The sequence below is a fragment of the Epilithonimonas pallida genome, assembly GCF_900182975.1.
Classification (GTDB): Bacteria; Bacteroidota; Bacteroidia; order Flavobacteriales; family Weeksellaceae; genus Epilithonimonas; species Epilithonimonas pallida.
The window spans coordinates 81,867-94,927 of sequence record NZ_FXUO01000005.1 but is presented as its reverse complement, the minus strand read 5'-3'; the positions used below and the strand labels follow the sequence as shown (position 1 = coordinate 94,927).

Genomic DNA, 13,061 nt, shown 5'->3' with positions numbered 1-13,061 from the left:
GTTGATTCTGGTGGAAAATTAAGAAAGTAATTTTGGAAGAATAAAATTAATCGCTGAAGTCTACACTTTCGCAAGACTATCTCGTTAAAAAAAGCGGCAATGTTATTAGTTGACCGCTTTATCTTTAATTCTGTTTTTAATTGCAAAGGTTTATCCTAATTTTTGTAATTGTCTTTTATTATCCAAAACGGTTTTCAAAAGCGACATATCCTCACTTACTTTCTTATCTAAAATCTTAGCATAATGCTGAGTGGTTTTTATATTCTTATGACCAAGCATTTTGCTTACACTTTCAATAGGGACGCCGTTAGCTAGAGTAACTGTAGTTGCAAAAGTATGACGAGCAATATGATAGGTTAGTTCCTTATCAATTTCGCAGAGATCTGCAATTTCTTTCAGATAAGCATTCATTTTCTGATTGCTCAAAACGGGAAGCAATTTCCCACTATTCATGCAAACCGGATGATCCTTATACATCTCTATAATTTTCTGCGCATCAGGAAGCAAAGGAATGTTAGAAGCTGTTTTGGTTTTCTGGCGTTTTGTAAAAATCCACTTATTTCCGTCTAAACCAACACTGATATTTTGCTGTGTCAATTTCTGAGTGTCAATATATGCTAAACCTGTATAGCAACTGAACAAAAAAATGTACCTGACTTGTGAAAGACGTTCATTTCTAAAATCCTTTTTGAATAATCTCTCAATTTCCTCCTCATTGAGGAATGCCCTTGTAACTTCAGTAAAAGTTGAGCTATAGTGTACAAATGGATCCTTTTCTATCCAACCATTGGCTAAACAGGTTCTAATGATTTTGCCAAAATTCTTGACATATTTGACCGCTGAATTATTGTTACATTTCTTTTCCGTCCTTAAAAACATTTCAAAATCGTTGAGAAATGCATAATCGACTTTTTTGATATCGATATCAGAAAGATTGTACTTCCACAAAAGAAATTCTTTAGTATGGCTCAGACAAGTTTTGTAACGTGTTAAAGTACCCTTTGCAAACTCAGATCCTACTAATTTCTCCATACGATCGTTATGGTCTCGGAAAATGTGAATCAAAGTTCTGGCACGTTCATTAGTACCTAACAATTTATTTTTTAGTATTTCACAGGTTACCATCTCATTGTCTTTAAGCAGTGAGTAGTAAGTATCATAAACCTTTTGTTCAAAAGCTTTTAAATACATATTAAGTGATTTGGCTGCTTCATTAGAACCAGATACTTTCTGGGCTTTAGCAATCCATTTAGAAATGTGAGCGGAACGTTTCGTACTAATCTCGCATATTTTACCGTCAATCGTAATTCTCAAATAAATAGGAGCCTCTGCTTCGGAGTTTACTTTAGATTTTTTAACATAAAAAAGTAAGTTGAATGTCTTGTTCATTTATTGGGCTTTTAAGTGTTTAAAATTAACTTCAGTAAAACACATTAACAAGATATTCATTTTCTAAACAGGCTTATCAGAAGGCATCTCCAGAGATTTAGTGACCTCGATTAACCAATTGAGGAAGGTCACTAATATAGGTCACTCTGCATTAATAAACCCGAATACCATTTCTTCGAATATTCTAATTTTTTAGTGACCTTTTTTAACCAAATATAGAGGTCACTGACCAAGGTCATTTTTTCCGTTGCTAATTTTGAAAATTATCCAATTGAATATTCAAATTTCTCAGTGACCTGTTTTAAGCATATTCATTTAGTCACTGAATAGGTCACTTTTATATTGTTAATTTTTAGCCTTGTTTGAACAGCTATAAAACAAAAAATGCTTTAAAACATACATTTTAAAGCATTTTGCACTATTTTGATATAATAGTTGCGATCCGGACGGGACTCGAACCCGCGACCTCCGCCGTGACAGGGCGGCATTCTAACCAGCTGAACTACCGGATCTTTTGTCATAACTAAGATTATTACCTTTCGTTATTGTGGTTGCAAAAATACAACAATAATTTACATCTCCAAATTTTTCACATAAAAAAACGCCTTTCAAATAGAAAAGCGTTCATTTTCAATTATATTATTTTCCTACAAGTAAGAATTTAATTTCTCTGCGATAACTTCTTTCGGTGCTACACCTACGATTTTATCAACTACTTCTCCGTTTTTGAAAATCAAAACCGTAGGAATATTTCTGATTCCGTAATCTACAGAAACCTGTTGGTTGTTATCAACATCTACTTTACCTACCAATGCTTTACCTTCAAAATCTGCTGCAACTTCTTCAATGATCGGTCCCAACATTCTGCAAGGTCCGCACCAAGTTGCCCAGAAGTCAACTAATACCGGTTTATCTGAATTTAATACTGTTTCTTGAAACGATTGATCTGTGATTTCTACTGCCATGATTTCTTATTCTTAATTAATTTGTAAAACAAAATTACAAAATTTATAATTGATTTTTTCTGTTGATTATCTATGTAAACTATCAGCTTTTTCTATAATGAATTGCTTTCCGATTTCTTCTAATGCATTTACAAAAGCATCAATATCAGACTTTTTCGTAAAGTGGCTAAATGAAACTCTTACCGGTGTTGAATGCTCCAAATCCTCTTCTGACAAAACAGACATCAAAACCATTGACGGTTTTGCCGCACCTGAACTACATGCACTTCCCTGCGAAATAGCAATCCCTTTCATATCTAATTGCAAGCCGATCAATGGATTTTTATAAGGAAGCAAAAGATTCAGAACTGTATATAAACTGCTGTCGTCTGCACTTCTTCCATTGAATTTTATTCCCGGAATCTTATTCTGCAATTGTTGAATCGCATAATGCTTAATGTCAAGAATATGGTTTCTATAAGCTTCCATTTTTTCCTGTGAAATGTCCCAAGCCTTTCCAAGACCTGCAATTCCAGTTACATTTTCGGTTCCGGCCCTCAAGCTTCTTTCCTGCGGTCCGCCTGTGATAATTCCCTTAAGTCCTGAAGATTTTCTTACGAAAGCAAATCCCGAACCTTTTGGCCCGTGAAATTTGTGAGCACTGCAAGATGCAAAATCTAATGGGATTTTAGAAAAATCCAGATCCAGATGTGCCATTGTCTGAACAGTATCGGAATGGAAAAGGGTTTTGTTTTCTTTACAAAGATGAGCTACTTTTTCGATATCAAGAATGTTTCCGATTTCGTTGTTAGCGTGCATCAATGTTACAAGGGTTTTCTTTTCTGAGTTTTTCAGTAATTCCTCCAATTTATTCAAATCGAAATCACCGTTGGAGTCCGGTCTTAGATAAACCAATTCTACTCCCTTCAATTTCTTCATTTCCAGGCAGGTTTCGGCGACACATTTGTGTTCCAAAGCAGAAGTGATGATTCTTTCTACACCAAGATAATTAACCGCAGATTTGATAATCATATTGTTGGATTCGGTTCCACAAGATGTGAAAACGATTTCCCCCGGAGTCACTTTCAAAGAATCTGCAATCTTTCGCCTAACTTCTTCCAAAATGGTCTTGGCTTCCTGTCCCAAACTGTGCGTTGACGACGGATTGCCATAATTGAATCTTAAAACATTCACCATACAGTCTATCACCTCATCATCAAGAGGCGTAGTTGCTGCATTATCAAGATAAATTCTTTCCATTTTTAATTAGATTTGAAGCCGAAAAATTGTTCGAAAATTAAGGTACTAAATTAGTGAAAAAATCGGTAATGCGATTCATTTGCGAACTTGAACATTGCTTTATCTCCGGAAGTATCTCCAAAAGCTATGATTTTATCAAATTTTTTATCCCCGAGTTCTGCTTCGATTCTGCAGACTTTCTCATCTTTATTACAGTTTTTGCCTATAAATTCCCCAGTAAAAACATCATCTATAAACTCCGCTTTTGTAGCTAACAAAATCATGTTAAGCTTGTCTGCAAATGGTTTTACCCAAATATCTAAAGAAGCAGAAACGATATAAGACTCGGTATGTTCCCTGTCAATATTTTTGATGAAATCCAAAGCATTTTCTCTGAATAAACCAGGATAATTCTCATCAAAGAATTGCTGTGCTTTTTTCTCTATCTGATATCTGGATTGACCTTTCAGAATGGATGCAATGAAACTTTTCTTCACAGCTTCTGCATCTGCCAATTTCATTTTTAGTAAAATAAAAAGTGGAATATGCTTCAAAAACTGGACGGAAAATTTTGCAGGGTCATAAAACTTTAAAAACAAAAACATCGTGTCTTTGTAAGTTAAGGTTCCATCAAAATCAAATAGATATAATTTCTTCATAAGTGATAAATTATGAATGATAAATGATTATTTGCTTCGTTTCTTTAATAGAACTTCAATAGATTATCATCTATCAATCATCAACTATAGTTTTAGTTTTTTAAAGATAAACTCAGGAATATTTCTGATGATCATCATAATGATTGCCCAAATTGGTAAAACGTAAGCAACGTCTTTTTTATTTTTATAGGCTTTATAAATTCCTGCTGCTGCTTTTTTGGGTGTTGCTGTCAAAGCCGGATTCAACGGTAAACCTTCCGTCATTTTAGTTTCCATAAAACCTGGTTTCACGGTTAAAACCTGAACTTTCTTATCGAAAAGGTAGTTTCTCAACCCACTCAAATAAGCTGTTAATCCGGCTTTTGCACTTCCGTAGATGAAATTACTTTGCCTTCCTCTTTCGCCGGCAACGGATGATAAAACGATCATTGCTCCATTTCTTTTAGATTCCATTTTTTTGGCGAAGAAATTAAGAACAGGAACTAATTTTGCGTAATTAATATCAATAATCTGAGCCGTATTTTCATCATCATAAAGTCCTTCTTCCGTTCCCAAACCCAAATAACCTGTAGCACAAAATAACAAATCCGAATTGATGTTTTCCAAAGTTTTATAATCAATTTCTTTCATCAAATCCAAAGGAATGATTTCAGAGTTTTGAAGAAACTTAACCTGAAGATGACCTGCAAATTTCTCAGTCGTTTCCGGATTGGAACTTAATAAATAAACGATCGGAAATTTTTCGCCTTTAGCTAAACATTCTTCTACAAATGCTTGAGCAACTTCGGAATTAGAACCAAGAACAATCATATGAATTATAAATTATTAGTTATGAATTATTAATGGTTATTGATAATTCTTTTGTGTTGTAATGAAACGAATTTGGACGAATTGACATTCTGAAGATAATTAGTCAAAGAAGATTTACTCATACTGTCTTTTGTCAAGTAAATTCTTCCTCCGAAATTTTCTACGATTGTGTCTAATTTATCAACCAGCTTCTTCAATCCCTTATTCACTTTAAAATCTAAAGCCAAGGTATATCCTTCTTTTGGAAAAGAATTATAAGCCAAAGGATTATCTTTGCCAAATAACTTCAAAACAGCCAGAAAAGACCCATTCCCACTTTTTGCAATGGTGTCAAGAATCTGTCTCATCCCTTCTTTTCCGTTGTCTTTCGGGATCACCATTTGATACTGAATAAATCCGCTTTTGCCATAGATTTTGTTCCAGTCATTGATGATATCCAAAGGATAAAAAAAAGTTTCGTAATCAATAAAATTGTTGAGCTGTTTCTTTGTCTGTTTGTTGTAATAAAGGAAATTAAAAATCTTAATTGTGAGCGCATTCAAGACAAATCCGGGAAAATAGAAAGGAACTGTTGGCTTGAACTTTTCTTTTAATTTCAAAGATTTTTTTTGAAGATTGGATGGCAATTCTGCTTTCAAAGCGTGTTCGCCACGCATCAAAATGGAACGGCCCAGGTTTTTCCCTTTTTGAAAACAATCAATCCAGGCAACGTTGTAAGTCCAGTCCTCACTCTCATCAAACAATCGGAAAACCTCATCCAGATTCTCAGCTTTGATGCTTTCCTGTCTGATGTATGCCGACTCTATATTTTTTAGTTTGAATTTAGCCGACAGAATAATTCCCGTCAATCCCATTCCGCCAATTGTTGCCCAAAATTTATCCGGGTTTTCTTCTCTGGAACAAGTAATAACTTCAGAATTTTCATTTAATAATTTAAATTCCGTTACATACTCGGAAAAACAGCCTTCAGCGTGGTGATTTTTTCCATGAACGTCAGATGCAATGGCTCCTCCCACCGAAACAAACTTTGTTCCCGGCGTCACATAAAGAAAATAACCTTGCGGAACCGAAACCTCTAAAACTTCCGATAAAAGAACCCCGGATTCGCATTCGATAATACCATTAATCCTATCAAAAGAAATAAATTTATTCAATCTTTTTGTAGAAAAAATATGTTCGCCAAGGGAAGCATCACCATAACAACGTCCATTGCCACGAGCAATCACTTCATTATTTTCCCTTACGAACTGTTTGATTTTAGAAACAGAATCATCCGACTTCATTTCTTTTTCCACAACCGGGAAATTCCCCCAATTGGTAATTTTCTGAACAAAATTCGGCTTCATTATTTAAAATAGATTTGTAAAAGAAAAACAATTACCCAAAGAACAATTGTCACTTGTATATATCGGTCTTTATAAACGATTTTAGTCGGAGATTCGGTCTTATTGTAAACCAATGTTTGCTGCAGATATCTCAGAAATGCAAATACAACAAAAATAACAGTGTAAAAAACCCGGGAATGGAACTTTGTCTGAACTTCCGGAGACAAAGTAAACATCAGATAGCAAACAATGGCTAATGTGCAACTGATAGACAGTGCAATATCTGCAAACTGAACGTTATACCCGTCCAAAGCTTTTCTGGTTTTCCCCGAAATCTGAGCATTGATCAGCTCTCCTCGTCTTTTTCCTATTGCCAGAACCAAAGCAAGGACAAATGTAAGTAAGACAGCCCAATTCGTCACTATAATTCCTGTAACATAACCACCAGCTAATACTCTCAGAACAAAGCCTATTGCAATGATGCAGATATCAACAATGGCGACCTGCTTTAGTTTAAATGTATAAAAAAGATTCATCACAAAATAAAATGCGATGATCACTCCGAACTTCCAAAAATTGGTGTGAAAAATATAATTTCCTACGAAGATTGAAAATATGGATAACAGAATTAAAAATCCTAACAGCAATTTTGCGCTTGTTTTGGAAACGGCTCCACTTGCTAATGGACGATGCTTTTTTTCCGGATGTCTTTTGTCAGATTCTATATCAAAATAATCATTGATGACGTAGATAGAACTTGCAGTAAAAGAAAAAACCAAAAATGCAAAGATACTTTCGTAGAAAAGATGAGTATTGGTAATGTTACCTGAAAAAAATAGCGGAGCAAAAACAAATAAGTTCTTCACCCATTGTTCCACTCTTATTAATTTTAAATAATTCTTCATCTAATGCTTTTAATTATGCAAAAGTAACATTAAAATAAAAAAACCGCAAACTGCGGTTTATTATTTAATGAAAATGTAAGAATATTTCTTATTTGCCAGATTGTGCGTCATTAATCATCTTCTCATTTGCAGTGATAGCAAATTCTACACGTCTATTCTGAGCTCTTCCTGCATCTGTATCGTTAGAAGCGATTGGACTGGATTTTCCTAATCCTTCTGTAAACAATCTTGAAGCAGAAATTCCGTTGGCTACAAAATAATTCTTAACAGCCGCAGCTCTTTGAGCAGATATCCTAAGATTCACCGCATCTGTACCAATACTATCAGTATGGCCATAAATATTGATATTGGTATCCGGATTATTTTTAAGAACTGTAACCAGTTTGTCTAAATTTGTTTTTGCAAGAGAAGTTAAATTAGATGAGTTAAAATCGAAGTTAACTGTATTTTCATGCAGAGTAACCTTGATACCTTCCCCCACTCTTTCAACTTCTGCTCCCGGTAAAGTCTCTTTGATTTCTTTAGCTTGTTTGTCCATCTTGTTACCGATCACACCACCTGCAACTCCACCAACAACTCCACCTAAAACAGCTCCAAGTGGAGCATTTCCACCTTTTCCAATGTTGTTACCTAAAATACCTCCGATCACTGCACCTGCAGCTGTACCAATTGCAGCGCCTTTCTGAGTATTATTTGCATTCTGAACAGCCTCACAGCTTGTTAATAGAAGTGATCCTGAAATAAAGAATGCAGCTATATTTAATTTTGTTAATTTCATTATATGTATTTTATTTGATTATTTACCTTTTCTCACAAAGTTATAACGGATATCCATTGGTTTTCCATCAGCCGTTACAGACTGTACCAAAGTGAAGCTATTATCTGTTGGATTTTCCAGAATGAGTTTATATCCTGCAAGAACTCTTTTAGCTTTTTCGCCTTCACCAACTTTCTTAAGAGAAACTACACTATTTTTATCAACACTAAAAGTGATTGCCTGAATCTTAGCAGGGCAACCATTCTCTCCGTGTAAAGTATAAGTTCCTGTATAATTATTGGGAATCAAAGTCCAAGAACTTCCTACGAAGCAATTGATACTTGCACCTTCGTCAAATGGTTTTACAGAATAATTTCTATCATAGTCTATGTTGGATATATCCCACTGACCTTTTAATTTCATCACTTCAGAGCGTAATGTTTGCGCTTCACCAGCACTCACACCATTTTTACTTGAACAAGAGGTCGCTAACAGTGCTCCTCCTATCATTCCTAAAAAAATTAATTTTCTCATAGTTTTTATATTTACTGCTAAGTTATGATAAAAAATTATGCCAAATGTTAAAAAATAAAAAATCTGAGATGCTCTCAGATTTTTTTATTTTGATATATTATCCTAATTATTAAAGCTTTGTCTTATCAATTGCTTTATGTAATTTTTGTTTTTTAACCGTTTTTTTTACTGATTTTACAGGTGAATCTGCCTTATAAAAATTCTTATAAGCATATTCCGCGGCTTTTGCAACATCAATTACACCTGCAGATCTTGACAGGTTTTCAAATCCATTATTTGCACTCGTGTTGGTAGTTTTAACCAATGATTCTATTATCTGCTCCGGTTTAAGATTAGGCATATAAGCTAATAGAACAGCTGACGCTCCCGCAACGACTGGTGATGCCATCGAGGTTCCTTGCAGATATTCGTATTTTCCATCCGGAACTGTTGAATAGATCTCAGACCCAGGTGCAAAAACATCCACCATTTTTTTATCATAATTAGAGAAGCTTGATTTCAGTGCGTTGGCATCATTCGTATTAGATCCCACCACAATCATGTTGCTAATGAAAGGCTTTTCATCTGCAGTAGATTTGAAGTTGGTTGGAAAATACTGATGTTCAGCAATATCTTCGTTCTCATTACCAGCAGCTTTTACCAAAAGAACGCCTTTGCTTTCTGCATACTTGAATGCATCCCAAACTACATTTTTCCCGGGAGAAACCGGTTTTCCAAAGCTCATATTAAGAATTTTCGCACCATTGTCAACGGCATAACGAATGGCATTAGCCACATCTTTGTCTCTTTCGTCACCATCCGGAACAGCTCTTACTGTCATAATTTTAGCCACTCTGGAAGCAACCCCATATTGAGGTTCAGAACCATTAGCTAAACCCGCGATGATCCCCGCAACGTGTGTTCCGTGTTTTGCATCCGGACCTTCGTAATGGTTATTACCATAGTTTTTCTCCGAATAATCATCATAATTGTCTCCAACGATTTCTTTTCTTGGATCAAAATCCAGATTATAGCCTTTTTCAGCTTGTGGCGTAAAATAATCCAGCGCTTCCTTCATCTGTCCTTCCATATAGGTTTTCACTTCAGGAGCTGATTTACCTGCAACCTGAGGATCATTTGCAACCTGAGAAAGAACCTGCATTGCCATTGCTTCTTGCTGGCTGGAAGGTTTGATGGTTGCCAAATTCTCCTTAGTCAGCGTTTTATTGCCCAACAATTTCACCATATCGGGTATGGAATTGTTGATCATTGTATAAAGCTGTAGATTTTGTTTAGCTTCCTGGCTTTTCTTTGTGAAAATATCCTTGGACTTCATGTACATCGCAAATTCGTCCGGCATTTTGGATTGATTCTCTTTATTCTTTGCAGAATCCGCCCCTTCAAAAACCGACTGATATTTTTTCACGACTCTCGTCACCTCCATATTATCAACATCAATGTCACCGTTTTTACCTCCTAAGAAATTCCAACCATGGATATCATCCACATATCCGTTTCCGTCATCATCTTTTCCGTTATTTGGGATCTCGTTCGGATTGGTCCATATATTTTTCACCAATCCCGGATGGTCTACTTCTACTCCGCTATCCAAAACACCGACAACCACAGTTTTTGGCTTCAGTCCTTTAGACTCGAGAAACTTATAGGCATTTTCCGTATTAACTCCATAAACTTTTGTAGTTGCATAGTTTTTATGATACCAGGTTTTTTGGTCTTTGTCTTCCTGCGGAGAAGCTGTCTGCGCCTGAACCAATCCAAATCCTGCATATAAAAAAGCTGCCGCTATCAATAATTTTTTCATATTAAATAATTATTTGTTTCTGTTAAGGAAAATCTCGTTTAAGAGTTTCATGGATATTAATCGAGTTTTATATTTTTGATATAAGTCAAACTTTCCGGTCCAATGTTACAGATCAAGTCCAAAATCGAAAGATCTTTTATAAATCCGTTTCTGTCTGAAAAGCTCTGATAATATTCCGGCATTTCATATTCTGATTCTGATTTGGCTGAAAACTTTCCTCTGTAATCTTCTGCTTCCGGATTTTTAAAATATTCATTGGTGAGCTCATACTTTTTTTCGGTCTTCAGAATAGCAAGAATGATACCTAACGCGTTGAGATTGAAATCTTGCAATGAAGACACCTGTTCTGCATAAATGTTTTTGAGCTTATCTTCATAAAACTCAAAATAAGGCGTACTCTGATAAGCTGTTTTGATGGACTTCCAATGCAGTTTTTGCCAATCTTCTGCAAAAGAAATCACGATGTCTTTGATTTCCCGTTTGCCTGTATGTCTGATAGGAATGATCAGAGGTAATTTTCCGTTGGCACCGTAAATTGCCGCACGGTTTCTGTAGGTCTGCTTTGGAAAGTTTTCGAATTGTTCGAAAGTGACTTCATTTTCTTCATTCAAAAATACTGAGAACCAAGAAACTGGCGGTAAGTAGAATATTGGTAAAAGAACTTTTTTCATATTTATTTTTGATAATCCTTCTTTAATATTCAAAATTTCAACACAAAGCACACTAAGTTCTTTTACAACTAAATGTTTTTAGGCTAACAAAGGCGCTTCGCTTATATAAGCTTTGAATGATTATTTGAGGATATTAATTAAAAAAAACTTTGTCAAAGATAATAATCTCTGACAAAGTGTTGAATCTTTATTTCGGAGGACAAATCCCATAGCCCCGATAGGAACGGCATCCTTTTTTGTTATTGCGATTGTCAAAAATTTCAACAGAATGCTTCACGTTGTTCGCAATGACAAAAAAGATATAGTGGATAGCGGGATTGAGCTCCTAATTCATATTAATCTTCTTCGTTTTTCTTTTTGAATAATTTGGCGAAATAATCCCAGCCGAAGAACAATACCAAAATAATCACAGCTACCCACCAATACGATGTTTTGTTGGCTTCGCCTGTGTTGGTGGCTTTGAACATCCTATCCCAACGGATTTTTTTGCCTGGCGCCTGATAAGTGGAACCAGCATCGGAGAACAATCCTTCTACACTTAGCCAAGTGAACATCGGCCTTCCGACAATATTCTCTTCCGGAACGACTCCAAAAAACCTTGCATCCAAAGATGCATCACGGTTGTCTCCAATCATCATATAATAGTTCTGCTTGATGGTATATTGATTGGTTTCCTGTCCGTTGACATAGATCTTCCCGTTTTTGTTTTCAAGCTTGTTGTGCTCGTACTCGGAGATAATCCATTTGTATGTTGGTAAAGTTTCTTGATTAAGTGTTACAACATCGCCTTTTTTCGGAATTCTAAGCGGTCCGTACCAATCCTGGTTCCAAGGTTTGTTGATCGGATAAATGGATTGTGTTGTATCCACATTTTTTGTGTAGGCCGTTTTATCAGCATTCAGTTTAAATCTTACTGCACCTTCTCCTTTTTCTTCGATGATTTCTTTCATCTCAACAATCTCCGGAAGGGCTTTGATTTCTTTTGCTGTCTGATCTGTCAAACCCTGAAAAGCATATACAAATCCTGTATTGGTCTGATTTTCCTGCACCGGAAGAAATCCGTATGCTTTGTACAACTGAGGAATATTAAGCTGTGAACTCGTCGTAACCAGATAACCGTGTTGCTGTTGTTCATCACCAAGAATTTTCTCCGGTGCATTGTTCACAAATAATCTTCCGGCTCTGAACTCTATAACATCTCCGGGAATACCGACACATCTTTTTACGTAAGGATCTTTTCTGTCGATTGCCGTATGCACAGAATCCTGCGGATAGTTGAAAACAACAATATCATATCGCTTGATCTCATCATAACCAGGAATTCTGAGATATGGTAATTTAACCGCATCAATATAAGATTTTGGGTCATCTTTCGGATTGCCTTTTTGACCCGTATCGAAAATCGTTCCCTGCAAAAACGGCAAAGCAACAGGTCTCATTGGCATTCTGTAACCATAAGCCCACTTATTTACAAACAAGAAGTCTCCAACTAATAATGTACGTTCCATTGACCCTGTCGGAATCCCGAAAGGCTGCGTGATAAATGCGTGAATAATGGTTGCAAAAACCACAGCAAACGTTACCGAACCCAGGAAAGTTTCTTTCTTTTTGCTTTCTTCCTCCTCTTCTTCAGTTTCTATTTCCGGATCTTTCCCATAATTGACCGTTGCCATAAAAATAAAAGGCAGAATCACAGTCAATATTCCATTTACAGCGCCTCTTTTTCCGAATTTTTTCATCAGGAAAAGATGGAAAACAGACATCATTATCGGACCAACGATTGGTAAATAAGATAAAACCGCCCACCATTTCGGATGTTTGGTCTCTTTGAGAATGATTAAATAATTATAAAAAGGAATAAAAGAAAATAATGGGTTGTAGCCCATTTTTTTAAATAATTTCCAAGTTGTAAGTCCCATCAAAAAACTGATGATGAGTACATACACGGTATAAGTAATAATATAATCCATAAATATCGCTTTTAATTTTAAGCGTAGCTTCTATATTAGTTTTTTATATGCTGCTTT

The 13,061-nt window shown here is 35.6% G+C and carries 12 protein-coding genes and 1 tRNA gene; all 13 read right to left on the bottom strand.

The features are described from left to right. Positions 1-150 precede the first annotated feature (150 nt). Positions 151-1,389 (bottom strand): site-specific integrase, encoded by a 1,239-nt coding sequence (locus tag QOL71_RS10895; RefSeq protein ID WP_283416953.1) that lies wholly within the window; start codon positions 1,387-1,389, stop codon positions 151-153. Between the two features lie 438 nt (positions 1,390-1,827). Then, a tRNA-Asp gene (locus QOL71_RS10890) sits at positions 1,828-1,901 on the bottom strand. 135 nt (positions 1,902-2,036) lie between these two features. Then, the gene (trxA, locus tag QOL71_RS10885; protein WP_123281215.1) at positions 2,037-2,354 is read right to left on the bottom strand and encodes a thioredoxin; all 318 of its coding nucleotides are present in this window, start codon (positions 2,352-2,354) and stop codon (positions 2,037-2,039) included. Between the two features lie 66 nt (positions 2,355-2,420). Next, on the bottom strand, positions 2,421-3,593 hold the full coding sequence (locus QOL71_RS10880; RefSeq protein WP_283416952.1) for a cysteine desulfurase family protein: 1,173 nt from the start codon (positions 3,591-3,593) through the stop codon (positions 2,421-2,423). A 50-nt stretch (positions 3,594-3,643) separates the two neighbouring features. Next, positions 3,644-4,231, bottom strand: coding sequence for an HAD family hydrolase (locus tag QOL71_RS10875; RefSeq protein WP_283416951.1), 588 nt, complete (start codon positions 4,229-4,231; stop codon positions 3,644-3,646). Positions 4,232-4,315: 84 nt separating this feature from the next. Further along, on the bottom strand, positions 4,316-5,041 hold the full coding sequence (locus QOL71_RS10870) for an SDR family NAD(P)-dependent oxidoreductase (RefSeq protein WP_283416950.1): 726 nt from the start codon (positions 5,039-5,041) through the stop codon (positions 4,316-4,318). 29 nt (positions 5,042-5,070) lie between these two features. Beyond that, the gene (locus QOL71_RS10865) at positions 5,071-6,387 is read right to left on the bottom strand and encodes an FAD-binding oxidoreductase (RefSeq protein WP_283416949.1); all 1,317 of its coding nucleotides are present in this window, start codon (positions 6,385-6,387) and stop codon (positions 5,071-5,073) included. Continuing rightward, complete coding sequence (locus QOL71_RS10860; protein WP_283416948.1) at positions 6,387-7,271, bottom strand: decaprenyl-phosphate phosphoribosyltransferase; 885 nt, start codon at positions 7,269-7,271, stop codon at positions 6,387-6,389. The genes QOL71_RS10865 and QOL71_RS10860 overlap by 1 nt, the downstream gene beginning before the upstream one ends. A gap of 88 nt (positions 7,272-7,359) precedes the next feature. Next, positions 7,360-8,049: a YiaD family glycine zipper/OmpA-like lipoprotein gene (locus QOL71_RS10855; RefSeq protein ID WP_283416947.1), complete on the bottom strand. Its 690-nt coding sequence runs from the start codon at positions 8,047-8,049 to the stop codon at positions 7,360-7,362. An 18-nt stretch (positions 8,050-8,067) separates the two neighbouring features. After that, entirely contained in the window at positions 8,068-8,562 is a 495-nt protein-coding gene (locus QOL71_RS10850) for a lipocalin family protein (protein WP_283416946.1), read from the bottom strand. 109 nt (positions 8,563-8,671) lie between these two features. Further along, positions 8,672-10,363, bottom strand: a complete 1,692-nt coding sequence (locus tag QOL71_RS10845) for a S8 family serine peptidase (RefSeq protein WP_283416945.1) — start codon at positions 10,361-10,363, stop codon at positions 8,672-8,674. Between the two features lie 56 nt (positions 10,364-10,419). Beyond that, complete coding sequence (locus QOL71_RS10840; RefSeq protein WP_283416944.1) at positions 10,420-11,034, bottom strand: WbqC family protein; 615 nt, start codon at positions 11,032-11,034, stop codon at positions 10,420-10,422. A gap of 335 nt (positions 11,035-11,369) precedes the next feature. After that, positions 11,370-13,004 carry a signal peptidase I gene (lepB, locus tag QOL71_RS10835; RefSeq protein WP_283416943.1) on the bottom strand — a complete coding sequence of 545 codons (1,635 nt, stop codon included), beginning with the start codon at positions 13,002-13,004 and terminating at the stop codon, positions 11,370-11,372. Positions 13,005-13,061: the final 57 nt, after the last annotated feature.